Raw genomic sequence first — 26631 nt, 5'->3', positions numbered from 1 at the left:
TGTGACGACTGGCCAAGTATTCGTGAGCGGCGTCGCGATGAAAAACTGCGTGACGCAGTGTTACCAATTGCTGCGCAGTCCTACGGGATTCGCCGCGCAGGGAGCGGGCATGGGCTACTGGCGCAGGGTGCTGATTGGCTCGGTGTCAGGGATAGGGCTAGCATCTTTGCCGCGCAAGTCGGGGTGCCAACCTCGCAGAAGTGCCGGAACGAGCGCTCCGAGCGCTGCGATGACGGTTGCGGCCCAGAATCCACCGATCGGCCCGTAGCTATCGATAAGGAATCCGGCGATTGCAGAGCCGAGGGCTGCACCAATCAACTGACCGGTGCCGACCCAGCCGTAGGCCTCTGCGGTGTCGCTGAATTTTACGCTGGCTGACACGATGGCAAAGATGACGGCGAATGCGGGCGCGATGCCGATGCCAGCGATGAGTAACATCGCGGCGAGCCACCAGAAGTCGAGGTAAATCATCGCCAATGCCATGCCGACGAAAACGATGAACATGCGGCGGGCGAGCGCCCACGGCCCGATGGGTAAGTGGCCGAGGAACAAGCCGCCAAGGAGCGAGCCGATCGCCCAAATGCCCAGCACGAAACCGGCTTGGGGGCCGTCGTGACCAAACACCGAGACGACGGATGCTTCAACCGCTGATGCGGCACCGACCAGGAGGAAGCCGGTGATTGTTGCCAGCAAAACGGGGCGGCGTCGAAGCACGGTTCCAAAGGAACGCTTGCTGCGGGGGATGCGCACCTGACCGACTTCGGGGCTTGCGATGAACCAGGCGCCGCCGCCGATGAGGAACGCGCCAGCAACAACAATGGCTGTGGTGGTGGATATCTGGATCGCCAAGAACGTGGCAACGACAGGGCCAGCAACCCAGATGATTTCTTGAGCTGAGGCGTCTAAGGAGAACAGCGGTGTGAGCTGTTTCGAGTTCACCATTTTGGGATAAATCGTGCGGACCGCAGGTTGTACGGGTGGGTTGCTCAGCCCCGCGATGAGGCCGACGACCATGAACATGCCGACGCTGAGCGGAACTAGGGCGATCGTAAAAATTGCGGTCGCTGAAATGACAAGGGTGAGAATGAGCACTTTGCGCATTCCCCAGATGCCCATCCAGCGGCTGGTGAGGGGCCCGGCAACGCCTTGGCCGATGCTCGTCGCGGCGAGCACGAGACCTGCCGCTCCATAAGAATTGTGGATCTGTTCAACGTGAAGCAGGATCGCTAAAGAGAGCATGCCACCAGGAAGTCGCGCGGTTAGTTGAGCCGCGATGATTCTGGCGATGCCTGGAGTTTTAAGCAGGTCGATGTATGCGTTCACGAGAACTCCAGCTTAGTCGTCGGAATGCGGCAAATTTGGCGGAAAACGTGCAGAAACTGCGCGCTCGTTCCCGCTCAAAAATGTCTATTTTATGGTGCCTAACCTAGGGACCCGGCCGCGGTTCCCTTAGGCTGACGCTATGGCGAATTCCGGCGTCTCGACGAAACCGATTACCTCGGATGATGCCCGCTCGGTCAGCGAGTTTTTGCACAACAACCTCAATAGTCACGTAGCTGCCGCCCAGTGGAAGCAACTCGTTTCGCCGCCGTGGAGCCACAAGGGCCCCAATCACGGATTCCAGCTCGTCACCGAAGACGGAACGATCGTTGGCGTCTATGCGGCAATTTATTCGCACCGTGACGTCGACGGGACCACAATCGACGTGTGCAACCTCGCGGCGTTCTGTGTTCTCGAGGCCTACCGGATGCATAGCTTGAGGCTCACCCGCGCGCTTCTCAGACAACCAGGTTTTGTCTTCACCGACTTGTCTCCGAGTGGAAACGTCATCGCGATTAACGAGCGGTTGGGTTTCCAGCATCTGAACACAACCACTCGACTCGTGGTCAATCTCCCTCGGCTTCATCCTCGTGGTCTTCGGCTGACGAGCAATCAGGCTGAACTTGATCGTGTTCTCGTGGGGCGTGATGCGGTCGTCTACGGCGATCATCGCAACGCTAAAGCTGCTGAACATCTGCTCATAGAGCAAGAGGGGCAGTACGGATACCTGATGTTTCGGCGCGACCGTCGAAAGGGGCTACAGCTCTTCGCCACACCGCTGTACAGCGGCGGCTCCAGCGCGCTCATCGAATCTTCGTGGGGAGCTGTCCGGTCTTACTTGCTAGGCAGAGGGCTGATCTTTACCCTCGCCGAACACCGAGTTCTTGGATTCACCCAAGGGCTTGGCACGACGTTGAACAACCCCCGGCCCAAGATGTTTCGGGGAACTGGTCTCGACGCGGATCAGGCCGACTATCTGTACAGCGAACTCACTCTTGTTCAATGGTGAGCTTGAACGGCGAGCTTGAGCTGGTGAGCCCGCTTCCGCAGTCACCATTTCGGAACTCCTCGTGGCTCTAGAGGGAACCCTGCGAATGTCCATACAGCATGCGTGTCGAGTTAACAATATTGCTGAGTTGGTATAGGTACTCTTGACTGCCTGAGTCTGTCGGACTAATCTAACAACACTTCGGAACCCGCCCGAAGCGTCAGCAAGAGTACCCCGGCTGTAAAGCTGACTCGAGCACAACCTGTCCCAACAGGCGTCTACCCATGCGAACTTTAACCACAGTGTTTTTCGCGCACATTCGGCCCGAAGAATGCAGAACGTCCATCGTCCCGGCACTGCTCGGCAATGCCCTCTTGGCCGGGAGCGCGCCATGAGCGCCCCGAGTCACACCATCGGAATGCTCATCGCGCTAGTGGGAACGTGGTGATGAGCCGTGTCTATCCTGTCGCTGACGATCTCACGGATATTTTCGCTCAAGCTCGCCGCCGGGCCGACCGTGTTGCGGCGTCCAATCGCAACGCCACTGACAGCAGCCTTCGCCGCTGTCGTGTTGCTGGCGAGCACTCTCATTGGCATCCCCGCGTCGCCAGCCTCGGCCGCGACGGAGCCGTGTGGGCCCAACTCGAACAAGATCGCCTGCGAGAACAGCAAGCCAGGCACTGATCCCAACGTCTGGGACATCTCGGGCGCTGGCGATTCAAGCATCCAAGGTTTCGCGACAGACATCAGCGTCAATGTCGGCAGCACGGTCGGTTTCAAAGTTAAGACTCCTTCGACGAGCTACCGCTTGGACATTTATCGCACCGGCTACTACCAGGGTTTAGGAGCCCGATTCATCACCACCCTCTCGCCCTCAGCGTCGCTACCGCAGAACCAGCCGCCGTGTGCCTATGACGAAGCCACCGCGCTGACTGATTGCGGAAACTGGGGGCTTTCCGCGTCTTGGGCAGTTCCGGCCACCGCCGTCTCGGGTGTCTACATCGCCAACCTGACCCGCACCGATACGGGCGGCCAGAGCCACATCATCTTCGTTGTACGCGACGACTCCAGCCAGTCGGATGTTCTCTTTCAGACATCCGATACAACCTGGCAGGCCTACAACACTTATGGCGGAGCCAGTTTTTATCAGGGCGGTGGTGCCGGTCGCGCGTACAAGCTCAGCTACAACCGTCCGTTCGCAACTCGAGACGGCATCCACGCGCGCGACTTCTATTTCAGCAGCGAGTTCGCCCAAGTGCAGTTCTTGGAACGCAACGGCTATGACGTGACCTATGCAGCCGGAGTCGACACTGACCGCTATGGCTCGCTGCTGCTGAATCACAAGGTATTCCTCTCGGTCGGCCACGACGAATATTGGTCGGCGGCTCAACGCGCCAATGTCGAGGCTGCCCGCGATGCTGGAGTAAACCTTCAGTTCCTCTCGGGAAACGAGATCTACTGGAAGACACGGTATGAGCCGTCAACCGTCGACCCCAGCTCTAACGCTTACCGGACCCTTGTCTCGTATAAGGAGACCTGGGCCAACTCCAAGATTGACCCAAACCCGACGTGGACGGGAACGTGGCGTGATCCCCGCTTCGCACCACCCAGTGCGGGAGGCGGGGTTCCAGAAAACGCGCTCTCGGGCTCAATGTATATGGCCAACTTCGATGATCTCCCGGTCACGGTAACAGCGGCTCAGGGAAAAACCCGCCTCTGGCGTGGTACCTCGCTGTCCAGCCTCGCGGTGGGAACGAGCCAAGCTCTCGCCCCACACACCGTTGGCTACGAATCGAACGAAGTCGCCGACAACGGTTTCTCGCCGGCTGGCCTTGTCAAGCTCTCGACGACCGTAGGCCCATCACCCGAGATTCTTCAGGACTTCGGCAACATCGTGGCGCCGGGAACCACGACCCACAACCTGGTTCTCTATCGAGCGTCCAGCGGCGCCCTCGTCTTCGGTGCGGGCTCCATCCAGTGGGCGTGGGGCCTCTCCCAAAATCACGATGGAAACGGCGCCCCGGCTGATTCTCGAATGCAGCAGGCGCAGGTCAACATCCTCGCTGATATGTCTGCACAGCCGGTCACGCTAATGGCCGGCCTTGTCGCAGCGACCGCGAGCACCGACACCACAGCGCCCACGGTCACCATCGTCGCTCCCGCAGCAAGTTCGACCCAGAGCAACGGCTCAATCGTGACCGCCTCGGGCACCGCGCAGGATGTCGGAGGAGTGGTCGCCGGCGTCGAAGTTTCGACCGATGGCGGTACGGCCTGGCACCCGGCCACTGGCACCTCGTCGTGGAGCTACTCCTATAGTCAGTCGGGACTCAACTCCCAGCCCATCATGGTGCGAGCCACCGATGACAGCGCAAACACCTCGGCACCGACGACAGTGACGGTCACGGTCACCGGCCCGGCAAGCGTGTTTGGGGCAGAAACCCCGCTCGTCGCCGACTCTGGCGACACAAGCGCCGTTGAGCTCGGCCTCAACTTCAGCCCAGCCGTGAATGGTTTCGTCAACGGCGTGCGGTTCTTTAAGAGCACGGCAAACACAGGAATCCACACCGGCTCCCTCTGGAACTCCACCGGCGCTCGGTTGGCGCAAGTGACTTTCGCGAATGAGACGGCAAGCGGATGGCAGACGGCACAGTTCTCGAATCCGGTAAGTGTCGCGGCAGGGCAGAAGTACACGGTGTCGTACACGGCGCCCGTCGGTCGATACCCCTCGATCAGCTACTACTGGGCGTATTCCTCGAAACTATCGCCTCCGCTGACCGTAGCCCATGGCTACGGGCAGCCATCGCCGGGCGTCTACGGCAACCCTGGTACTTTCCCCAGCGAGAGCTACCGAAACAGCAACTATTACGTTGATGTCGTCTTCTCGACGCAGAACATCGCTCCGGTGTCGGTTTCGTCGCGCTTCCCTCTGGCGAATTCCACCTGTGCCGCCTCGTCGACCGTGATCGAAGCAGTGCTGTCAGGCTCAGTGACGCCATCCACCGTCAGCGTGTCTCTCACGACCGCAGCGGGAGCGGTGGTCGCGGGAAGCAGCGCTTACGATGCCGCCACGATGAGGGCTACTTTCACCCCGAGTGCGGCACTCGCCGCTAACAGCTCCTACACCGCGACTATCGTCGCGAGCGGCCCGTCCGGCCCGCTGTCGAGTGGTAACACGTGGACGTTCACGACCGCCGCGGCCGGAAGCGGCGCATCCTGCCCGACATCGATCTTCTCGACCTCGGCGGTGCCGAATGTGCTGCACGTTGCCGATAGCCCGGTAACCCTTGGAGTGACTTTCAGCGCAAGCACCGACGGATCGATCGTTGGCATGAGCTTCTACAAGGGGACGACGAACACGGGCACCCACACCGGCACCCTCTGGTCATCCACCGGAACGCAACTGGCGACAGCGACCTTCGCCAGCGAGAGCGCGAGCGGCTGGCAGTCCGTCTACTTCAGTCAGCCTGTTGCCATAACGGCTGGCACCCAGTACGTCGCGTCGTATCGGGCAACGAGCGGCAACTACTCGACGACCGTTGGAGCATTCAGCCAGCCGTACACGAGCGGATTCCTCACCATCCCGGCCAACGGCGCCGTCTTTAACTACAGCAGCGGCTTCCCGTCGTCGCCATCGACCACCAACTATTTTGTCGATGTACTGTTCACAGCGGGCGGCGTTGCCCCGCTTCCCACCGTCACCTCGCGGACGCCGGCAGCGGGATCTAGCGGTGTCGCCACCTCGGCATCGATTACTGCCACTCTTTCTGCCGACCCGGGAACGCCTGCGCCCACCGTGGCAGTGACTGCCGGCGGCACCGCGGTAGCGGGAACAACGACGTATGCGCCGGCCACCCGGGTTCTGACGTTCACGCCATCGTCGGCGTTGACCAGCGGCACAACCTATTCAGTCGTCGTAGCATCAGGATCGACCGCGCTCGATGGCGGCACGTGGAGCTTCACCACGGCGGGACCCGCACCAACGGGAACGGCATACAACCTGATCGTTGGCACCCCAGTCACCGCGGCGTCTAATGATTCAAGTGCAGTCGAGCTCGGGATGGCGTTCTCCACATCACAGTCTGGCTCGGTTACCCAAATTCGCTTCTATAAGGGAAGCGGAAATACCGGAACGCACACGGGCTCCATCTGGTCATCAACAGGCACGCGGCTCGCCACCGTCACCTTTACCGGCGAGACCGCCACTGGCTGGCAGACCGCAACGTTGTCGAGTCCACTTGCCCTCACCGCTGGCACAACCTACGTGGTCTCGTACTTGGCGCCCGTCGGGCGATACTCCGCCTCCCTGAACGACTTCACCACGGCGAAAACGAGTGGCCCGCTCACAGCGCCTGCCGCCAATAACGGCCGCTACCTGTACGGCGCTGCCGGTGGATTCCCGACCTCAACCTTCCAAGCGACGAACTACTTTGTCGACGTGACATTCGTGGCCGCGGCACCCGCGCCGGTGACCGTGGTGTCGAAGACTCCCACTGCTGGGGCGGTCGGAGTAGCGACCTCAAGCTCAGTATCCGCAGTGATGTCAGGAGACAGCACATCTGGTACGCCGTCCTTGGCGCTCACCGGCCCAAGCGGAGCGATAGCCGGGACCTCGACGTACTCGACTTCCACTCGTACTGTCACTTTCGTTCCCACCGTGGCCCTGACGCAATCCACGGCCTATACGGCTACGGTGACACTGAGTGGGGCAACGCCGAGTGGCGGAGCTTGGTCGTTCACTACCGGAACGAATACCCAGCCGAACCTCGAATACTCGCTAATCTCCGGCACCCCAAGCATCATCCAAGACCCTGACACCAGCGCCGTCGAACTCGGCATGGCGTTCAGAACCTCTGAGGCCGGTTCCGTCACAGCCATTCGTTTCTACAAGAGCGCGGGCAACACCGGAACACATACCGGTTCGCTCTGGTCGACCGCAGGCACACGGCTCGCCACCGTCACTTTCGTCGGAGAGACAGCAACCGGGTGGCAGACGGCGACGCTCGCCACTCCATACGCTTTGACACCGGGGACGACTTACATCGTCTCGTATCTGGCACCTATTGGCCGCTACTCCGCCACGCCGTCCTACTTCGCCACCACGCGAACGAGCGGCCCGCTCACTGCCGACGCAAGCAACGGAAGGTACCGCTACGGCTCCGGCGGGGGAATGCCGACAGCGGTATGGAATTCGACCAACTACTTCGTTGATGTCGTCTTCTCTACTGGTCCGACGCCGACGCCGACGCCGACGCCGACGCCGACGCCCACTCCGACCCCGACGCCGACGCCGACGCCCACTCCGACCCCAACGCCGACGCCGACGCCCACTCCGACCCCAACTCCGCCCGCGGTGACCGTGGGAGCGGTATCGCCAGAAGCTAGCGCCACGGATGTGGCACCCACGGTGTCCGTTACCGCCCAGGTCTCGGGCGCGGATGCGTCGACGGCTACTCTGCGGCTGACCGGCCCGTCGGGAGCAGTTGCTGGCACGAGTACCTATTCAGCGGGCTCTACAAATGTGACGTTCGTGCCGGATAATCCGCTCGGCTGGTCAACCAGCTTTACCGCGAGTGTGAGCTCCGGCGCGACACAGATCGGAGCCAGCTGGTCGTTTACGACCACGTCGGCACCTGTTGAGGTGACTGCTCAATCCCTCTTCGCGGAGAACGCTATGCCAGCAAATGTGAACTGGAACGACCCGGTCACGGTGCAGGTCGGCACCCGATTCTCTAGCTCTGTTGCGGGCACAATAACGACGATTCGTTTCTACAAAGGTCCCACTAATACCGGCGCTCACACCGGTTACCTCTGGTCAAGCACCGGAACGCTTCTCGGCAGTGTGACGTTCGCCGGTGAGACCGCAAGCGGATGGCAGACCGCGACATTCGGCACGCCGATTGCCATCGCTGCCGGAACGGAATATCGGGCTGGATTGCTCAGCACCACTGGCCGCTATGCCGTTGACCTAAATGGTTTGGCCGCGGCAACGTCAAACGCAGCGCTCAGCACTCCACCAAACGGCGGCGCTTATGTCTACGGAAACGGCTTCATGAGCAATGCCTCGGCCCATAACTACTGGGTTGATATCGGGTTCGTTCCGAATTCGTGAGCCACGGTCGAGAACTGCCGTTGGCAGAAAGTTGAGTAGACGATAGAGGGGGACGCAGTGAGTTATCCATTACACGTAGCGGTCGTCGGCGCAGGCTACTGGGGGCCGAACCTGGCGAGAAACTTTCGTGCAAACCCACAGTGGAAGCTTGCTGCGATCTGCGATCTCGATGCAACGCGGGCAGAAAAGCTCGCGGACTCGCTCGGAGGAGTGCCGGTTATCACCGATCTTGACGAGCTTCTCAGCGATCCAAACCTCGATGCCGTTGCCATAGCCACTCCGGCACACACCCATCACCCCATCGTGTTGAAGGCGCTTCGTGCAGGAAAGCATGTCGTTGTGGAGAAGCCACTAGCCGACAGTCGCGACAAGGGGCTCGAGATGGCGCGTGAGGCCGACGAGCGCGGTCTGGTACTGATGTCCGACCACACCTACTGCTACACGCCAGCAGTGATGAAGATTCGTGAGCTGATCGCCGACGGCATGCTCGGCGAGATTTTGTTCATCGACTCAGTTCGCATCAACCTAGGACTGATTCAGCCCGACGTCGATGTGTTCTGGGACTTGGCACCGCACGACCTCTCCATTATCGACTTCATCCTGCCTGGCGGCCTCACGGCAACGACTGCGTCCGCTCAGGGAGCAGACCCTCTCGGTTCCGGCAAATCCTGCGTTGGCTATCTCAGCCTTCCCCTTGAAGGTGGAGCCATGGCCCATGTGCACGTCAACTGGCTCAGTCCGACAAAGATCCGTCAGATGGTCATCGGCGGCACGAAGCAAACGCTTGTCTGGGACGACCTCAACCCACAGCAGCGCCTCAGCGTCTATGACCGAGGCGTCGACCTCATGCAGGTGTCACAGGCTGAGGCAGATCGCACTGCCGCAACAGTCTCGTACCGCCTCGGAGATACCTGGTCTCCTGCGTTACCCGAGCATGAGGCTCTCGCATCAATGACTACCGAGTTCGCCGAGAGCATTCACGACGGTCGCGCGCCACGCACCGACGGCCACGCCGGCCTGCGGGTGCTCGCAGTGCTCGAAGCCGCAAGCCGCAGCCTCGCTCTGGCCGGTGCCCCCAGCCCCATCGACTCCGTCCCACGTTCATTGGAGCAAGCGTCATGACCGACATCCGCGGTACTCAGGTTCTCGTTACTGGCGGCGCCGGAACTATTGGTTCTCACATCGTTGACCAGCTGATCGACGCTGGTGCCGCGCACGTCGACGTGCTTGACAACCTCGTGCGGGGGCGGCGGGCCAACCTCGATGACGCCATGCACACCGGCAAGGTAACCGTGCACGAGGGTGACCTTCGCGACAAAGATTTTGTTCGCGAGCTCACTGTTGGCAAGGACCTTGTCTTCCATGAAGCTGCCATCCGCATCACTCAGTGCGCCGAAGACCCACGCCTCGCGCTCGAAGTGCTCGTCGATGGCACCTTCAACGTCATCGAGGCTGCTGCCGAGCTTGGCGTGAGCAAACTGATCTCCGCGTCGAGCGCCTCCGTCTACGGGTTAGCCGAAGAGTTCCCCACGACAGAGCGACACCATCACCACAACAACGACACGTTTTATGGTGCCGCCAAATCATTCAACGAAGGCACGATCCGTAGCTTCCGGGCCATGAACGGGCTCGACTTCGTCATTCTGCGGTACTTCAACGTCTACGGCCCCCGCATGGATGTGCACGGGCTCTACACAGAGGTTCTCGTGCGCTGGATGGAGCGCATTGCTGATGGCCGGCCACCGCTAATTTTTGGTGATGGTCGGCAGACGATGGATTTCGTTGTCACTCAAGACATCGCGCGCGCCAACATCCTCGCCGCCCAAAGCGACGTAGTCGATGGCGTTTACAACGTCGCCAGCGGACAGGAGACTAGCCTGCTGGAGCTAGCCCAGGCGCTGCTGCGCGCGATGGACTCCGATCTCAGCGTCGAGCACGGCCCGGAACGTGCGGTGAACGGAGTAACGCGTCGGCTCGCCGATACTGTCGCCGCGCAGACCGACCTCGGCTTCACCGCTGAGATCTCGCTGGAGGATGGACTTCGTTCTCTTGTGGAGTGGTGGAGCCCGCTGCGCGACGAGATCTCGGCCGGAAAATCAGAGCTCAGATCATGAGCAGGGTCAATGTCATGAAGCCGTGGCTCGGCACGGAGGAGGCTGATGCGGTCGCTGAGGTCATCGCCTCGGGCTGGGTTGCCCAAGGCCCTCGGGTCGCGGCGTTTGAGACTGCGTTCGCGGAGGCAATGCAGGCAGATCATGCTGTTGCGACGTCGAACTGCACCACGGCGCTGCATCTCGCGCTCGTAGTTGGCGGAATCGAAGCGGGAGACGACGTAGTCATCCCCTCTTTTTCCTTCATCGCGACCGCAAATGCGCCTACCTATGTCGGCGCGCGACCGGTATTCGCGGATGTCGATCCGCTGACCGGCAACGTCACCGCCGAGAGCGTGCACGCTGCACTCACGGATCGAACGCGTGCCGTCATTGTTGTCGATCAGGGTGGGATGCCCGTTGATCTCGACTCGATCCGAGCAGTGACTGATCCCCGAGGGATCTTGGTCATCGAAGACGCGGCGTGTGGTGCGGGCTCTGCGTATAAGGGGCGCCCGGTGGGAGCGGGGGCAGACATCGCCGCGTGGTCATTTCATCCCCGCAAATTACTCACGACCGGTGAAGGGGGCATGCTCACCACTTCGAACGCCGGCTGGGCCGCTAGGGCGCGTCAACTCCGCGAGCACGCCATGAGCGTCTCCGCCGTCGACCGTGCCGCCAGCGTTATCGCACCGGCCGAAGAGTACGGCGAGGTCGGATTTAACTATCGGATGACCGACATGCAGGCAGCGGTCGGTATCGTGCAACTCGGCCGCCTGCCCGAGATCGTAACGCGGCGCCGTGAGATTGCGGCCGAGTATGCCCGCCGCATCGCCGGCATCTCCGGACTGCGGATCGTCGCCGACCCTGAGTACGGCACCTCTAACTTTCAGTCCCTGTGGGTGGAGGTCGGGGCGGACTTTCCGCTGACGCGCGAGGGATTGCTCGAGGCGCTCGCCGCAGCAGATGTCTCGGCGCGCCGCGGCATCATGGCATCGCACCGTCAGCCTGCGTACGCCAATCGTGACACTGGTTCGGTTCCGCTGCCGGTCACGGAACGCCTCACAGACAACACGCTCATCCTGCCCGTATTTCATCAGCTGACGGAGACCGAAATCACTCAAGTCGTCGACGCGATCATCGACGCGGCGGGCGGCGTGACACGCATGACGGGCACACCGTGACCAGGCATCCGCTCCTTCTCATTGCTGCCGGCGGCCTCGCTCGCGAGGTTCTCGCGGTGGTGCGCGAATCGGGCCACGAGGTTCTGGGGTTCCTCGACGACCGGCACGAGGAGCTACCCTCGACGATCTCGGGGGCACGCGTGCTCGGGGGCGTCGACGATGTCACGCTCTATCCGCGCGCCTCCCTGCTCGTGTGCGTCGGTTCCGGTCTCGGTCGCGACCGTGTCGTCGCCCGGCTCAGCGCTCTCGGCATCGAGTCAGACCGATTTGCAACGGTCATTGATCCCTCAGTACGCAACCCTGCTGGATGCCCTATTGGCGCTGGCTCAATTCTCTTGGCTGGCGTCGTAATCACCACGGATGCCGTGATCGGTGAGCACGTCGTCGTGATGCCGCACGTGACCATCACGCATGACTGCCGTATCGGGGACTTCGCGACGTTGGCGGCTGGTGTCGCTCTCGGCGGGGGCGTCAGGGTCGGCCGAGGAGCCTTCCTGGGAATGAACTGCTCGATAAGGCAAGGTCTCACAATCGGAATCGGAGCCACGGTAGGCATGGGCGCGGTTGTGCTCAGCGACGTGCATCCTGCAGAGACGTGGGCAGGCATTCCCGCCCGACGATTAGGGGTGACAGAGTGAGGGTCCCGTTCATCGATCTTGCCGCCCAGCAGGCTGAGGTCGCAGCCGAGGTGCTGCCCGTGTGGCGGCGCCTGTTCGGCACCGCGGGGTTTATCGGTGGCAGCGAGGTCGACGCATTCGAGCGGGAGTACGCCGCGTTCATCGGAGTCGAGCACGTCGTTGGAGTTTCCAACGGAACCGATGCGCTTGAGCTTGCCTACCGTGCCGTCGGCGTTGGCCCTGGTGATGAGGTCATCATGCCGGTGAATACGTTCATCGCTACAGCGGAGGCCGTATCGCGCATCGGCGCCGTCCCTGTGTTCGTGGATGTCGACGAAGAGCACCTCCTTATCGACCCTGACGCCGTCGAAGCCGCCATCACTGATCGCACGCGGGTCATCGTTGCCGTGCACCTTTTCGGCCAAACAGCGGCCGTCGAACGCCTCCTTTCGATCGCTGACAGGCACGATATCGTCGTGGTTGAGGATGCCGCCCAGTCGCAAGGTGCCTCGTCGACTGCTGGACGGGCAGGGGCTTTGTCGAGGGTGGCGGCGACGAGCTTTTATCCGGGTAAGAATCTCGGCGCGGCCGGTGACGCCGGCGCTGTGATGACGAACGATGAACATATCGCTTCGCGCATCCGCAATCTTGCTGGCCATGGCAGCACCGTTAAGTACGTGCACGATCACATCGGTATGAATGCTCGACTGGATGCGATTCAGGCACCGGTGCTGCGGGCAAAGTTGACGCGTCTCGACGCGTGGAACGCCGCGCGCGGTGTCGCAGCAGCTCGTTATGGCGAGTTGCTTACCGACTTTGAGGGTGTGCGCACCCCCACGTCCCGTCCGGGGAACACCGATGTCTGGCACCTCTACGTGGTGCGGGTCGCCGACCGCGACCGCGTGATGGCAGAGCTGACCGCGGAAGGAATCGGTGTCGGCATTCACTACCCCACCCCGGTGCACCTGACCGAGGCGTACGCCGCGCTCGGCTATACGCGGGGTCAGTTTCCTGTGGCGGAGACGGCGGCAAACACGATCATGTCGCTGCCGATGTTTCCGCACCTGACCTCGACGCAGCAGGAGCGCGTTGCCGACGCAATGAGATCCGCTGTGGTGAAATCCGCTTCTGCGAAATCCGCAGTGGATCGGTGAGCGGGCAGCCATGCGGGTACTTGTCCTTCTGAATAGCCTCGAACTCGGGGGTACTCAGATCAACGCGGTCGATTTCTCGGTCGCGCTGCGGGCACACGGGGTGGAATCTTGGCTGGTCGGGGAACGGGCGTCGCTCACCTCAGAGCCCAATCTGCTCACCTACGCCGCCGCGCAGGGCGTCTCCATCGAGATTTATGATGCGCTGCCCGGGATGCGGGCTCACGCTGCTCAACTATCGTCGATGGCCGGCAGGCTGAAGGTCGACCTCATCCATGTTTATGGGATGTGGAGTCTGGCCCGTCAGGTGTTCTGGGGTCCGTCGCGATTTGGGGGCGTGCCGTGGATGCAGACGGTGTACGAGATGAGCGTCGCCCCGATTGTGCTTCGCCACATGCCGTTGATCGTCGGCACCGGTTACCTCGTCGATGAGCTCGTCAATCGGCCAGGTCCGACCATCCTGATCTCGCCTCCTGTCGACATGGATCGGGATTCACCGACGGCAGGGATCGCCGAGGCTTTCCGCCGGGAGAACGATCTGGGTGACGGTCTGCTGCTGGGAATTGTTAGTCGGCTAGACAGCAACATGAAGGCGACCTCTATCGAGGTCGCGATCGAGGCCATGCGCTCCCTCGCCGCCGCGGAGGTGACGTTGTTCATCGTCGGCGCTGGCGATGGGGGCGAACGACTTGAGGCTCAAGCCCGTGAGGTCAATGCGGCCGTTGGACGCGAGGTCGTGCGGATGCTCGGCGCTCGCGTCGACCCCAGACCGGCATATGCGGCGGCCGACATCATGCTCGGCATGGGAGGTTCTGCTGCTCGTTCGCTCGCGTTCGGCCGACCGTTGGTTGTGCAGGGCGAGGCGGGCTGGTCGCAACTCTTCGAGCCGGCTACCGCTGATTCGTTGGCGCGTTCAAGCTACTGGAGTCCGGACGCGGTCTCCGACCCGGTCGGCGACCTCATCCGCGCCGTGCTGCCGCTGATCGCTGATGGCCGTCGTCGGGCAGAATTGGGCTCATTCGGTCGGGATTTTGCAGCCAGACGCTTTGGTCTCGAAGCGATGACGGCCCGGCTGGCAACGTTTTATCAGCTGGCAACTCGCGCCTATGGGCGTCGAGCGTGGATCTCTGACCTTCCCAGCGAGGCCCGCCGCCTCGGGGAGAAAATCATGCGACGCATTCATCGCGCTGTTGCGGGAGATGCCACGTGAAGACCATGGCGCACACCTCGGTGAATGAACAGGGCCCTGACGATGCCGTTGGACGGCAAACTACTTCGGGTGTGCTCTGGCTCACGGCGCAAAAGTGGGTAATTCGGCTTCTGGGTTTCGTCACGATCGCGGTGCTCACGCGACTGTTGAGTCCGGAAGATTTTGGCACGGTCGCTGCCGCGTCGACGATTCTGCCGTTCTTCTACCTACTGTCAGATTTGGGCTTCGCCGCCTACATCGTGCAAGTAGCGAAAGCAGATCAGCGGATGCTCAGCACCGCGTTCTGGTTCTCTCTCAGCGCCGGCGTGGTGTTGGGTGCTGTGCTTTTCGCGATCGCGCCCCTGGCCGGAATCCTTTTCGCCAACCCCGAAGTCGTGCCGGTGTTGCGCGCGCTGTCACTCTGGGTGATCTTCACCGCTTTCGGATCCGTGCCACTGGCCATCCTGAGACGCACAATGCGCTTTCGGGTGCTCGCCGGTCAGGGCGCGATCGCTGCTGTCATTGCGCAGGTTGTTGCGATGGTGATGGCGTTTAGCGGGTTGGGCGTGTGGGCCCTGGTCGGCCAGAGTCTTGTCGCCCCCGCGGTAACAACGGTTCTGGCGTGGACCGTTATCCACTGGCGTCCGACGCTTGCGTTCAATCGCCGCGAGTTCGCCACGATGACACGGTTTGGCGCAAAAGTTTTGGGGGTCGAGTTCGTCGCAATGCTCCGGGCGTCTGGCGAGGCCGCGGTAATCTCATCAACCCTGGGGGTAGCGGCACTCGGCTACATGAACATCGCGCAACGTCTGGTGCAGGTCGTCCAAGACTTGACGGGGAGCGCGATCGTGCCGGTAACCACTGTCGCCTTTGCGCGTATCCGAGAGGATCGAGAACGCCTACTCAACGCCTATTTGCGTGCGTTGCGCATGTCGTACGCCGCCCTGTCGCTTCCTTTGACGATTGTCGCCGTCGCGGCTCCGATGATCGTTCCGCTGCTGTTTGGTGAGGCGTGGGCGACGAGCTATCCGATCGCCCAGATCCTTGCCATTGCAGGCACCCTCACGGTGGGGGCCTGGTTGGATCACGGACTGTTCTACGGCCTTGGTAAGCCGGGCAAGTGGTTCGTCTATGCCTTGGTCATTGATGCGGTTACCCTCACGACGACGATTCTCCTTGTCCGTTTCGGACTCGTTGCTGTCGCGTGGGGATTTCTCGCGGTCTGCGTCGTCGCCACCGTCAGCCGGTGGTTTCTTGTTTCGGGGGAGTTGTCAGCTCCGGTGCGCAAGATCGCCAGTCCCTTCCTCTTTGTCGTCATTGCTGTTGTCGTTTCCGGTGCTGCGGGATGGGGGGTCATGCTGCTCACGCGCAGCCTTCCCGATTGGGCCTCGATCCTCGTGATCGCTGTGACGGTGTCCGTAGTCCACTTGAGCGTGACGCGTCTCATTGCTCCCACGGTGATCGCTGAAGGGTTGGCGGTACTGGCTCGCTCCAAGTGGGGAAAACGCATCCGATTCCTGCGCAGTGGAGAGGACGACGCATGAAGCACTATCCCGGAGGCCCCCACGTACTGATCATCGTGGCAAACCTTCCCGTGCCATTAGACCGTCGAGTGTGGTTGGAGTGTCAAGCGTTGACGGCGCGAGGCTACACCGTGAGCGTGATCTGCCCGAAAGGCCCTGGAGATCCTGCGCGTCAGCGTATTGACGGCGTTGATATCTACAAGTACGCGCCTGCCCGCGAAGCCCAAGGGCTGTTTGGCTTCATCTGGGAGTTCGCGTACAGCTGGGTGCGCACAGCGTGGCTCTCGTTATCGGTATGGCGCCACCGCCGGTTTGCCATCATCCAGGCGTGCAATCCGCCGGATACGTTTTGGTTTCTGGCACTCTTGTGGCGCGTTCGTGGAGTGCGTTTTATCTTCGATCATCACGATCTCAATCCCGAATTGTTTATCTCGCGCTTTGGTTCTCCCCAGAGTGCCGGGCAGAAGCTTCAGTACAACGGACTCAAGTGGTTGGAGCGTCGATCCTTTCGTACCGCCGATCGCATCACGTCGACTAACGAGTCATACAAGGCGACGGCTGTTCGCCGGGGAGGACGCCGGCCCGCGCACGTCACTGTGGTGCGCAGCGGGCCTGACACCAAGCAGATGCGCCCGGTTTATCCGCAGAACCCGCGCCCGCCAGAAGGGATCAACCTTGCCTATCTCGGGATCATGGGCCCGCAGGATGGTGTTGACCAGGTGTTGCTCGTCATGGACGAACTCGTTCACAAGCGTGGGCGCACACAGGTTACCGCCACCATGCTCGGGTTCGGGGACTGCCTAGAAAGCCTCAAGCGGCAGTCGACTGAGCTTGGCCTCACCGACCACGTCACGTTCACCGGACGCGTCGATCGGGTCGCGATCGCAGAGTATCTCAGCAGTGCCGACATTGGGCTCTGCCCCGATCTGAAGACGCCGCTGAATGATCTCTCCACCATGAATAAGACGATGGAGTACATGTCCTACGGGCTCCCTTCGGTCTCTTTCGACCTCGTGGAGACGCGCGTGTCCGGGGGCAACACGGTGCTGTTTGTTCCCACGGGCGATATTGGGGCGTTCGCGAACGCGGTGGAACGACTCATCGATGATCCTGTCTTTCGCGTGGAGCTGGGGCAGAAAGCACGCGAGAGGGTGGCAACGCAGCTCGATTGGCGTCCGCAGGCGGAGGCCTATGTCGCCGTTTTCGACGAAGTCTCCGGGTTTACCCAGCCGGGGCCGGCCGTGCCAGATGACGGCACAAATCCCGAAACGGATGCGCAAGGTCGCCGCTACGTTGACCTCGAAGACAGCGAGGAATTCGCTCGCTATCTTCGCGAGCGGAGAGCACCGTGACGTCTATTCGCACCAACATCCATCACCTTCTTAGTCAGGCGGCGGAGTCGACTCCGCAGTCAGCGGCACTCACTTATAAAGAGGAGACCGTGTCGTACGGCTCGCTCTGGCTAGCGGTGCGCGCTGCCGCCGTTCAGTTGCAGGAGCTCGGCATGGAGCGTGGTGATCGGGTAGCGATTTATCTCGAGAAACGCATCGAAACGGTCGTCGCGATGTTGGCGACGTCGGCAGCCGGGGGAGTGTTCGTCCCGATTAACCACGTTCTTAAAGCCGCGCAGGTTGAGCACATTCTGAATGACAGTGGTGCGCGAATTCTCGTGACCTCCACCGATCGAATCGGGCCGCTATCCGCAGTCCTTGTTGGCGGATCGGTGCAGGAGGTGCTGGTCATCGGAACCGCGGTGGCTGTTGACTCCGCTCCGTATCGGCTGACGCCGCTATCGACGACTCAGGACGGCACCCTCACTCTGCGTGATTCGGCTGTGATCGACATCGACCCGGCCGCGATCCTCTACACCTCGGGAAGCACAGGAAAGCCCAAAGGAGTTGTGCTGAGTCACCGCAATCTCATCGTCGGGGCCGAAAGCGTGAGCACGTATCTCGGCAACACTAGCGACGACGTGATCTTGAGCATCCTGCCGTTGAGCTTCGATGCCGGGCTCAGCCAGGTGACGACAGCATTCGCGGTCGGGGCCCACTGTGTTGTGATGAACTATCTTCTGCCGCGCGATGTGCCCAAGATATGTGCGCTGCACGGCGTGACTGGCATTACTGGTGTACCGCCTCTTTGGCTCCAGCTCGCCGATGTCGGGTGGCCCGATGAAGCCGCCGCGCGACTGCGCTATTGGGCAAACACCGGGGGAAAGATGCCGCGCACCATCCTTGATCGGCTCCGTCAAGTGTTTACGAATGCCGATCCCTACTTGATGTATGGCCTGACCGAGGCATTTCGGTCGACCTACCTTGACCCGAGCGAGATCGACCGCCGCCCCGACTCAATAGGTAAAGCGATTCCCAATGCGGAGATTCTCGTCTTACGCCCCGATGGCACGCAATGCGCGCCCGGCGAAGAGGGCGAGCTTGTGCACCGGGGGGCGCTTGTTGCGTTGGGGTATTGGAATGATCCGGAACGGACAGCTGAGCGATACCGCACGGTGCATCATCCGGATCAACCGTGGCGCGCACCGGAACTCGCCGTCTGGTCGGGGGACACCGTCGTTGCCGACGAGGAAGGTTTTCTCTATTTCGTGGGACGAACAGACGACATGATTAAGACATCCGGCTATCGAGTGAGCCCGAGTGAGATCGAAGAGGCTGCCTATGCGACCGGTGCGGTTCGGGATGCCGTTGCGCTCGGCATCGACGAGGCGGGTATCGGTCATCGAATTCTGCTGATGGTGACGGCAGCAGATGGAGTCATCGACACTGCGCTGCTGCTCAGCGCGCTTCGGCAGGCGTTGCCGCTGTACATGGTACCGTCGCAAATCGAAGTTCGCGATGAGTTGCCACGGTCACCAAACGGTAAATTCGATCGGAAGCTAATGAAGACACAGGTGTCGCCATGAAGCCTTACGAGCATCTGGCTGCGTTCGGAACGCTGGATGGCGAACTGCAACTCGGGGGCATGCCGCTGTCGCGACTTGCCGCGCGAGTCGGCTCGACACCGTTCTTCGCCTATGACCGCGGCATTCTGGATGCGCGAGTCGACCGTCTGCGAGCGGCACTCCCGAATCGCGTCGAACTCAGCTACGCGATGAAGGCCAACCCGATGCCGGCCGTGGTGCAGCACCTCGCCACCCGCGTCGACCGCATCGATGTGGCATCCGCGGGGGAGATGCAGGTGGCATTGGACAGCACGATTAGTGCCGACCGCGTCAGCTTCGCGGGGCCGGGTAAGGCCCCGTCGGAGATACGCCAGGCTGTTGCAGCCGGCATCATCGTCGAGGTTGAGTCCACCACCGAAATTCAGCGGGTGATCGATGCAGGAGAGGCGCTGGGGCTGACACCAAGAATCGCGATCCGAGTCAATCCGGACTTCGCAGTGAAGGGGTCGGGCATGCGCATGGGCGGTGGCCCTCAGCAGTTCGGCATCGATGCCGAACTGGTGCCTCGCGTTTTAGACGAGTACGCGCCTGCGGGTCTCGACATCGTGGGCTTCCACGTTTTTGCGGGGTCACAAAACTTGAATGCGGCCATTATTTCCGAGGCGCAGCGCCGCACGGTGGATCTCGTGAGTGACCTTGCCGCACATCTGGCCGCGCCAGTGCGGTACCTGAATCTTGGCGGCGGTTTTGGTATTCCGTACACCGAAAAAGATCAACCGCTTGACCTTGAGGCGGTAGCGCAGGGTCTTCACACGCTTGTCGACGGTCCACTATCAGAGCGGATGCCCGAGGCGACGCCCGTCATTGAACTTGGCCGTTACCTCGTGGGAGAGTGCGGGGTGTACGTCACCCGCGTGCTGGATCGCAAGGTCTCGCGCGGAAAGACCTACTTGGTTGTAGACGGGGGGATGCACCATCAGCTGGCAGCATCCGGCAATTTCGGGCAGGCGATTCGGCGTAACTATCCGGTGATCGTGGGCAACCGTGCTGACAGCGCTCAGAACGAACACGCGACAGTCGTCGGTTGCCTCTGCACACCGCTTGACCTCCTTGCCGATGACATCGAACTGCCGCAAGCGGACATCGATGATTTGGTCGTCATCTTTCAACAGGGCGCCTACGGTTTGACCGCCAGCCCGACAGCTTTTCTGGGACATCCTGCACCCGCAGAGGTGCTCGTGTGAATCGAACGGAGCAAACATGACCACAACACTCGACGACATCCGTACCGTGCTGATCGAGGCGCTCGAACTCACGCACCAGCCGGCGGACCTGCACCGCGATACCCCGCTGTTTGGGGCTCTGCCCGAATTGGACTCGTTCGGCGTCGTGCAAGTGGTTGCCGCGCTGGAGGAGCATTTTGAGATCACGATCGACGACGACGAGTTCGGTGCCGAGCTTTTCGAGACGGTGGGTTCCCTGACCGACTTTGTCGACGCCAAACGAGCGACGGTGTAGCGCGATTATGCACAACGGGGGAGCCGGATGACGAGTGTCGTTATTGCTGCCCATAACGAGGAGGCCCTGATTGGGGCGTGCCTCGATGCGCTGAGGAAGCAGACCGGGCTCGCAGCTCCGCTCGAGATCGTCGTGAGCGCGAATGCGTGCACCGATGCCACTGCAGATATTGCGCACGCACGACAGGCCGTTGTCGTTGACCGCCCTCAGCCGGGCAAGGCTGCTGCGCTCAATGCGGGGGAGCAGGTTGTGCACGGGTATCCCCGGATCTACCTCGATGCCGACATCGTGGTGCCCGAGAATGCTGTTGCCGACGTCATTGCTGCGCTTCACCGAACGCCGGGAGCTCTCGCTGCGGTTCCCCGGCGCCGGGTGAACACTGTTGGGCGTCCGTGGGCCGTGCGCTCCTACTTCGCGATCAATGAGCGACTCCCGGCCTTCACAGCGGGGCTCTTCGGTCGGGGCATGATTACGCTCTCCGCCGAGGGACGGGCACGGTTCGACACATTTCCGGAGATGGTCGCCGACGATCTCTTTCTGGATTCCCTGTTTTTGGCTCAGGAAAAGGTGTCGGTGCCGACGGTAGAGGTCACGGTCGAGTCGCCGTTCACTCTTGATGATTTGATGCGCCGGTTGATTCGGGTGCGTCGGGGAAACAGCGAGATGCGTGAGGCTGCTCGCTCTGGTGATCTCGATGTGTCCGTGCGGCGGTCAGACAAGGGAGCGTGGTTGCGCATCGTCGCGCGCGAACCCCGCTTGGCGATCGCGGCGATTCCCTATCTCGTCATCACCATGACCGCGGCACGGCGAGCTCGCCGCCCGGCCTCGAGTTCCGAGTGGGGTCGGGATGAGAGCACGCGCTCGCGGCCGGCCATGACAGGAGAAGACAGCGGATGATCACCAATCTTTGCTTCCACGGAATCGGCGTGTGCGCCCAGGAGCGGGAGGAAGGCGAAGCTCGGTACTGGATCACCTCCGACGTCTTTCGGGGCATCCTCGATCTGGTGCATGATCGCTCTGATGTGACGTTGAGCTTTGACGATGGGAATCGCTCTGACGCCGACATTGCGCTGCCCGCCCTGCACGACCGCAACCTCAGCGCCACCTTTTTTGCGCTTGCGGGGAGGCTTGACGATCCTGCGAGCCTCAGTGCCACCGACCTGCGAGAGCTCCGCACAGCAGGCAAGGATATTGGCACCCACGGTTGGTCACACGTTCCGTGGCGCGGCCTATCTCCCGAGGAGGCGCGTCGTGAGTTCGTCGACGCCCGCGAGGCACTATCGGAGGCGAGCGGTGGCGAAATTCTCGATGCGGCGTTGCCCCTCGGTCGTTACGACCGGCGGCTGCTTTCGCAATTGCGTGATGCCCGCTATCGCACAGTGTTTACGAGCGATCGATTCCGCACGCGTTCCGACTCGTGGCTGCGGGCGCGCTACAGCGTCACTTCCGCTGACACGGTGGACTCGGTGCGTGCGATGCTCACGAGCCGGGCGTCCGTCGCTGAGGCGCGCAATTTCACGGCAAGCCTGGTGAAGAGGATTCGCTAGCCTGCGTCTGAACGGCGTCGCGTAAGACCTGAGCGTGGGCGTGCACCATGGCGGAGATTCCGGCAGCCGCACCGGACGACGATCGCGGATGCGGCATGCTCTTGGTCCGCGCGGCGATGCTGAGCAGTGCAGCCTCTAGAACATCTGCCCCCGACTGGTTTCGAATTCGACGGCGTGCCAGACGCACGGCCCGATCGCTGATCCCCGCGGCATCTCCGGCGGGGTTGGCAACCATGACCGAAAACTCGGGGTCACGCGCCACGAGCTCCTTCGCGCCACCCACCTCACTGATCACGAGCGGCAGCCCTGCCGCCAATGCCTCCGTTGCGGCGACAGGCCATCCCTCGAAGAACGAGTTGAGCACAAACACGTCTCCCGCCGTGAGTAGCGTCTGAGCATCAGAATTGCCGAGGTAGTGGATGCGGTGCGGGCCAGCCGTCAGATCGCGAAGCGCTTGGGCGCGGCGCAATTCTGCCCAGTCGGAAGGGTCTCCGGCAAAAATCAAGTGAATGTCATCCCGACGACTCGCTGCTCGGGTGAAGGTCGTTGTAGTGCCAGCGACGTTCTTTTGCGAGTCATACCGTGCAAGGCATATGAAAAGTACCGCAGTGCTGAGGTCGCTTCCCGCTGCTTTCGACACGGCGGCGCGGGCGGCATTTCGTTCCTGGGTCGTTGGCGGCGAGAGCGCTGGTGTTCCGTTCGGAACGACACTCATTCGTTGCGCAGTCGTGGGAGACACGTGGCGAGCGTGGTACTCGCGCACAGTCTCACTCACCGCAACTCCCGCAATCGAGTGATCAAGCAGCGCCCGATAGGCGGCCCATTTGCGTGCGGTGTAGTGGATCTCTGTGTTGTGCATCACCGTGATCAACGGCAGCTTCGATGCCATAGCGGCCTTCTCGAGATACTCTGGCGCACTGTGCACTTGGGCGACATCCGCGCCGCAACTGGCCAACGCCGACTGGGCCGACACCCCATCACTAACAGCTCGCACGTCCACGCCAAGCTGACGAAGTTTCTGAGCGCGCAGGCCGTCGCCATGGCAAATGACAACCGGCCGAACGCCCTCCGCCTCGAAGTTCGCGGCGAGCATTTCCACGACCGTGCCGATGCCACCAACGTCCAGATGATCGGCAAGAATCGCGCAGCAAATGTCGGGAGCCTCTGCTCGACGTGCCTCGACTGATTCGGGTTGTCGTGTGACCGCGCGAGGCACGACGGGTAGCGCACGCGAAAACACAGCTCGAGTCATCCGGTGCACATAGCCATATCGAAGGCGTGGCGGAAGCAGGTCGGTTAGCGTCACCACGGCGCCAAAGAAAGAGGCGCGAAGAGGCGCCAAGGGCCGACTGCGCCCCATGTCAATCCGCCTTCGTGCTGAGCGCCCGGGGAGGCAAAACTCCCGCAAAAGGCCGACTTCGCGACGTCGACCACAGCGGGGAGAGCACGACTGATTCGATGCCGACAAGCACCCAGATTCCCGTGTCGCGCCAGAAGCCAACGGTTCGCGGCACGCCCCGAGGCAACCGAAGTTGTGCGAGATCCGCGCGGCTAATTCCGGTAATGAGGAGCGCCTGATCGCTGGGACGGCTAGTGACGATATCGCGCGCTTCCGGAACAGTGACGGAGGTAACCTCGAAGTCTCGGTCGAATCGTGCGAGCTGGTTCACAGAGGTGCCGGGGCTGGATGCGACATCCAGAACCCGGAGCGCACGCTTCTCTCCGAGTCTCACTGCATCGTCAACAACTAGTCGTATGTCAGCGAGCACGACAGGTTCGTGCGACTCTCGGCCGATCGCGCGAGCCTGCACGGACTCACTCCACCAGATTGCTGCACCGCGGGCGCGCCGCAGGGCTCGGCTCAGGCCACCGGGGCCGTCGCTCTTGTGCACAGTGCCGCACGTGGTGCGAATGGGCAACAACTCGGGGTAGTCGTCGCCGACTTTGCGATGAGCAAGGTCGAGGTATGCAAGATTGGTCGTCAGGCTGTTATGAGTGATCGCCAGATCCATCGCGGTTGCTCGCATTCCTGAGCGGCGAAGTCGAGCTGCGTACTCGACTCCGTAGGCGTGCCAGGCGAGCAGCGGGTCTTCGGAGAGGGGGCTACTCAACACCAGATCCCGCTGCACCATGAACAGCACTTCATCGAGGCTGTCGACATCGCGCGGCACAGGCGCCGATTCGCCGATCTGAACCACGCGGTCACGCATTTGCCCGATTATGCGCCGACGATTATCGATCCCCACAGCACCGATGACGCCGATGTTGGCGTCGTTGCTCAGGATGTGTGCCGCGTGCTCTAATTCGGCCAACGAATGAAGGATGACATCCTGATGCACGAATACGACTACGGAGTTGTGCGCCAGTCTGGCTCCGTGGTTGAGCGCAGCTCCCGCTGAGGCGAATTCATGATTGCGGTTGTCTATCGGCAGAAATTCCGTCTCAGGAGCATCGCTCAGTCCCGCAACAACAGAGCGAGTCAAACAGCTTTCGAGCACATCGGGGTCATTGAAAACGCACACGATGGAGACCGGCATCCGCATTCTGTTTGATGCGTTCATTGCCTGGTACTCCTCCACGATGCTGAGGGTTTCGCAAATGGATGAATCGGTGCACTCATCTTCGAGTGGCGGACTGCGCTGCAGTCTTTACGCAAATAGTCTAGGGCGTTTTGGGGGCCCGAACGAGGCAAATTGGGCTACGGCCAAAAGTGACGGATAGTTGGTGCTCGAGGCAAAATCCGCGAACCTTACCGGGTTTGTCTACGATTGCCGGTAGGCGCGACCTGTATATCACCTGTGAACCTTGAATGCAAGGGCAAAATGTGCCACTATCAGTGCCCATGATCTTTACTAGACCACGCACTACAGTCATGAGGTTTGCTAGGCCACGCACCATCATCGCGTTCTTCGTTACGGCAGCCCTTCTCATCGCAGGGGCTGTTTCGCTAAGCGGACAAGCCGTAGCTCGCACTGCTGACCACGCGTCAGCCGCAACTTCTACGAATATCTGGGGTGATTCGAAGCCGACAGGCGCCGCCCTCGATACAGATCCTCTTGGTGCCGAACTCGGCACCACGTTCATTCCCGCCGTCGACGGTCAGGCGACCGCTATCCGGTTCTACAAGGTAAAAGGGGTAACCGGCAAACACACCGGTTCGATCTGGGACGCCGATGGCACCCAGATGGCTACTGTCACCTTCACCGACGAGAGCGATTCCGGATGGCAAACCGCCACTCTGTCGAAGCCGGTTTCATTGACTTCCGGCACCTCATATGTGGTTTCCTACCGCGTTCCGGCCGGAGGTTATTATGCAGCCACCGAAAATTTCTCTGGCAAGTCCTCGTCGGAACATCTTGACGTCTCCAGAAGCAATTCAGGTGTCTACTCGTATTCCCAGTCGGGATCTCACCCCCGTTCGCAATGGCGTTCGAGCCAGTACTGGGCTGACCTGACTTTCGTGCCAGCTGAGGGCAGTGGCGCAGGGGAGGGCACGACACCCACACCCACCGAACCAACGACGCCAACACCAGCGCCCACGGAACCACCGACGCCAACTGAGCCAACGACGCCAGTGCCAGCGCCGACTGAACCCACAACACCAGTGCCAGCGCCGACTGAACCCACAACACCAGCGCCGACGCCGACAGATCCACCGTCGTCGTCGACAGCAGGATTCCCGACTCGCACCAGCGCTGGACTTCCTAGCGGATGGCAGCCCACCAAGCAGGTCAACGGAAACTACTACGTCCGTACGGCGGGAGCCGTCGTCGAGGATCTCCGCATCACCAACGGCACGATCATCATCGAGGCTGCCAACGTGACAGTTCGCCGGGTGCAGTTCGTGGGGTCGAGTCTCGTCAATGGCGCCGGCCCGGCCTGTTTCCCCAACGTGCTCATTGAAGACTCGGAGTTCACCGCCAACGGTACGACTCGGGACAATGACAGCCCGGTCATCCAGTTTGGTGGCTACACCGCGCGCAACATCGTCATTGACGGTGTGCCTGAGGGGCTGCGTGTTGGTGGATCAGACATCGGTTGTGGACCAGTGACGGTTGCTGATTCGTTCATCCGAGTGAAGTCGCCAGACGTCTGCACTGACGGCTGGCACGGAGACGGTATCCAGGGTTATGGCGGCGACAAGCTCACCGTGCGTAACACCACAATCATCATGGATGTCGTCAACGACTGCTACGGAACCTCACCGTTCTTCTACCCCAAGAACCAGGGCAACACTGCGGTGGATATCGATGGTCTGCTCGTTGGCGGATCGAGCGGCTACCCCTTCCGAAGTGGAATGCCGGGGCCGGTTAAGAATCTGAATGTCATTGAGGGCAGCTGGGTCTATGGCCCGGTCGACGTCAATTGCTCCGTAACCTCCGCGTTCGACGCTCAGGTTGTCAAGCTTGACGCCGCTGGCCAGCCGGTCAGCACCGGGAAGAAGATCGGATGTACGGGCGAAGGTAACTAGCCCACCCACCACCTCACAAAATAACGAT

The 26631-nt window shown here is 61.4% G+C and carries 19 protein-coding genes; 16 read left to right on the top strand and 3 right to left on the bottom strand.

Annotation, left to right across the window (positions count from 1 at the left end; all coding sequences use genetic code 11):
- Positions 1-114: 114 nt before the first annotated feature.
- The gene (locus tag FFT87_RS14110) at positions 115-1323 is read right to left on the bottom strand and encodes an MFS transporter (protein WP_219949304.1); all 1209 of its coding nucleotides are present in this window, start codon (positions 1321-1323) and stop codon (positions 115-117) included.
- A gap of 139 nt (positions 1324-1462) precedes the next feature.
- Between FFT87_RS14110 and FFT87_RS14105 the strand changes: the two genes are divergently transcribed.
- The 15 genes from FFT87_RS14105 to FFT87_RS14035 all read left to right on the top strand — a co-directional run bounded on the left by FFT87_RS14105 (position 1463) and on the right by FFT87_RS14035 (position 22132).
- Positions 1463-2329: a hypothetical protein gene (locus FFT87_RS14105; protein ID WP_219949303.1), complete on the top strand. Its 867-nt coding sequence runs from the start codon at positions 1463-1465 to the stop codon at positions 2327-2329.
- 433 nt (positions 2330-2762) lie between these two features.
- Positions 2763-8417: a DUF4082 domain-containing protein gene (locus FFT87_RS14100; protein ID WP_219949302.1), complete on the top strand. Its 5655-nt coding sequence runs from the start codon at positions 2763-2765 to the stop codon at positions 8415-8417.
- 57 nt (positions 8418-8474) lie between these two features.
- Complete coding sequence (locus FFT87_RS14095) at positions 8475-9539, top strand: Gfo/Idh/MocA family protein (protein WP_219949301.1); 1065 nt, start codon at positions 8475-8477, stop codon at positions 9537-9539.
- Positions 9536-10531, top strand: a complete 996-nt coding sequence (locus FFT87_RS14090; protein ID WP_219949300.1) for an NAD-dependent epimerase/dehydratase family protein — start codon at positions 9536-9538, stop codon at positions 10529-10531. Before FFT87_RS14095 ends, FFT87_RS14090 begins: the two co-directional genes overlap by 4 nt.
- Positions 10528-11691, top strand: a complete 1164-nt coding sequence (locus tag FFT87_RS14085; protein WP_255559967.1) for a DegT/DnrJ/EryC1/StrS aminotransferase family protein — start codon at positions 10528-10530, stop codon at positions 11689-11691. Before FFT87_RS14090 ends, FFT87_RS14085 begins: the two co-directional genes overlap by 4 nt.
- On the top strand, positions 11688-12329 hold the full coding sequence (locus FFT87_RS14080) for a NeuD/PglB/VioB family sugar acetyltransferase (RefSeq protein ID WP_219949299.1): 642 nt from the start codon (positions 11688-11690) through the stop codon (positions 12327-12329). The genes FFT87_RS14085 and FFT87_RS14080 overlap by 4 nt, the downstream gene beginning before the upstream one ends.
- Positions 12326-13462, top strand: a complete 1137-nt coding sequence (locus tag FFT87_RS14075; protein ID WP_219949298.1) for a DegT/DnrJ/EryC1/StrS aminotransferase family protein — start codon at positions 12326-12328, stop codon at positions 13460-13462. The genes FFT87_RS14080 and FFT87_RS14075 overlap by 4 nt, the downstream gene beginning before the upstream one ends.
- Positions 13463-13472: 10 nt before the next feature.
- Positions 13473-14669 carry a glycosyltransferase gene (locus FFT87_RS14070; protein WP_219949297.1) on the top strand — a complete coding sequence of 399 codons (1197 nt, stop codon included), beginning with the start codon at positions 13473-13475 and terminating at the stop codon, positions 14667-14669.
- A 5-nt stretch (positions 14670-14674) separates the two neighbouring features.
- The gene (locus tag FFT87_RS14065; RefSeq protein WP_219950856.1) at positions 14675-16192 is read left to right on the top strand and encodes a lipopolysaccharide biosynthesis protein; all 1518 of its coding nucleotides are present in this window, start codon (positions 14675-14677) and stop codon (positions 16190-16192) included.
- Positions 16189-17523 carry a glycosyltransferase family 4 protein gene (locus FFT87_RS14060; protein ID WP_219949296.1) on the top strand — a complete coding sequence of 445 codons (1335 nt, stop codon included), beginning with the start codon at positions 16189-16191 and terminating at the stop codon, positions 17521-17523. Before FFT87_RS14065 ends, FFT87_RS14060 begins: the two co-directional genes overlap by 4 nt.
- On the top strand, positions 17520-19088 hold the full coding sequence (locus FFT87_RS14055; protein WP_255559966.1) for an acyl-CoA ligase (AMP-forming), exosortase A system-associated: 1569 nt from the start codon (positions 17520-17522) through the stop codon (positions 19086-19088). Before FFT87_RS14060 ends, FFT87_RS14055 begins: the two co-directional genes overlap by 4 nt.
- Positions 19085-20311 carry a pyridoxal-dependent decarboxylase, exosortase A system-associated gene (locus FFT87_RS14050; RefSeq protein ID WP_219949295.1) on the top strand — a complete coding sequence of 409 codons (1227 nt, stop codon included), beginning with the start codon at positions 19085-19087 and terminating at the stop codon, positions 20309-20311. Before FFT87_RS14055 ends, FFT87_RS14050 begins: the two co-directional genes overlap by 4 nt.
- 16 nt (positions 20312-20327) lie before the next feature.
- Positions 20328-20585 carry an acyl carrier protein gene (locus FFT87_RS14045; protein WP_219949294.1) on the top strand — a complete coding sequence of 86 codons (258 nt, stop codon included), beginning with the start codon at positions 20328-20330 and terminating at the stop codon, positions 20583-20585.
- A gap of 27 nt (positions 20586-20612) precedes the next feature.
- Positions 20613-21482 (top strand): glycosyltransferase family 2 protein, encoded by an 870-nt coding sequence (locus FFT87_RS14040; protein ID WP_219949293.1) that lies wholly within the window; start codon positions 20613-20615, stop codon positions 21480-21482.
- The gene (locus FFT87_RS14035) at positions 21479-22132 is read left to right on the top strand and encodes a polysaccharide deacetylase family protein (protein ID WP_219949292.1); all 654 of its coding nucleotides are present in this window, start codon (positions 21479-21481) and stop codon (positions 22130-22132) included. The genes FFT87_RS14040 and FFT87_RS14035 overlap by 4 nt, the downstream gene beginning before the upstream one ends.
- Here FFT87_RS14035 and FFT87_RS14030 read toward each other — a convergent pair.
- A complete protein-coding gene (locus tag FFT87_RS14030) occupies positions 22101-23492 on the bottom strand; it encodes a glycosyltransferase family 4 protein (RefSeq protein WP_219949291.1) in 1392 nt (463 codons plus the stop codon). The genes FFT87_RS14035 and FFT87_RS14030 overlap by 32 nt on opposite strands.
- A gap of 1 nt (position 23493) precedes the next feature.
- Complete coding sequence (locus FFT87_RS14025; RefSeq protein WP_219949290.1) at positions 23494-24693, bottom strand: glycosyltransferase; 1200 nt, start codon at positions 24691-24693, stop codon at positions 23494-23496.
- A 311-nt stretch (positions 24694-25004) separates the two neighbouring features.
- Between FFT87_RS14025 and FFT87_RS14020 the strand changes: the two genes are divergently transcribed.
- Positions 25005-26603 (top strand): DUF4082 domain-containing protein, encoded by a 1599-nt coding sequence (locus FFT87_RS14020; protein ID WP_219949289.1) that lies wholly within the window; start codon positions 25005-25007, stop codon positions 26601-26603.
- Positions 26604-26631: the final 28 nt, after the last annotated feature.

The organism is Salinibacterium sp. M195, assembly GCF_019443965.1.
In the GTDB taxonomy this organism is placed as follows: Bacteria; Actinomycetota; Actinomycetes; order Actinomycetales; family Microbacteriaceae; genus Rhodoglobus.
Note: the sequence above shows the minus strand (reverse complement) of the source record. Positions and strands in the feature narration are given on the sequence as shown.

Excerpts from the sequence above, each read along its gene's own strand:
- FFT87_RS14105 (WP_219949303.1), top strand. The coding sequence starts at position 1,463 with ATGGCGAATTCCGGCGTCTCGACGAAACCGATTACCTCGGATGATGCC.
- FFT87_RS14090 (WP_219949300.1), top strand. The coding sequence starts at position 9,536 with ATGACCGACATCCGCGGTACTCAGGTTCTCGTTACTGGCGGCGCCGGA.
- FFT87_RS14085 (WP_255559967.1), top strand. The coding sequence starts at position 10,528 with ATGAGCAGGGTCAATGTCATGAAGCCGTGGCTCGGCACGGAGGAGGCT.
- FFT87_RS14070 (WP_219949297.1), top strand. The coding sequence starts at position 13,473 with ATGCGGGTACTTGTCCTTCTGAATAGCCTCGAACTCGGGGGTACTCAG.
- FFT87_RS14065 (WP_219950856.1), top strand. The coding sequence starts at position 14,675 with ATGGCGCACACCTCGGTGAATGAACAGGGCCCTGACGATGCCGTTGGA.
- FFT87_RS14060 (WP_219949296.1), top strand. The coding sequence starts at position 16,189 with ATGAAGCACTATCCCGGAGGCCCCCACGTACTGATCATCGTGGCAAAC.
- FFT87_RS14050 (WP_219949295.1), top strand. The coding sequence starts at position 19,085 with ATGAAGCCTTACGAGCATCTGGCTGCGTTCGGAACGCTGGATGGCGAA.
- FFT87_RS14045 (WP_219949294.1), top strand. The coding sequence starts at position 20,328 with ATGACCACAACACTCGACGACATCCGTACCGTGCTGATCGAGGCGCTC.
- FFT87_RS14040 (WP_219949293.1), top strand. The coding sequence starts at position 20,613 with ATGACGAGTGTCGTTATTGCTGCCCATAACGAGGAGGCCCTGATTGGG.
- FFT87_RS14035 (WP_219949292.1), top strand. The coding sequence starts at position 21,479 with ATGATCACCAATCTTTGCTTCCACGGAATCGGCGTGTGCGCCCAGGAG.
- FFT87_RS14030 (WP_219949291.1), bottom strand. The coding sequence starts at position 23,492 with ATGGGGCGCAGTCGGCCCTTGGCGCCTCTTCGCGCCTCTTTCTTTGGC.
- FFT87_RS14025 (WP_219949290.1), bottom strand. The coding sequence starts at position 24,693 with ATGAACGCATCAAACAGAATGCGGATGCCGGTCTCCATCGTGTGCGTT.
- FFT87_RS14020 (WP_219949289.1), top strand. The coding sequence starts at position 25,005 with ATGAGGTTTGCTAGGCCACGCACCATCATCGCGTTCTTCGTTACGGCA.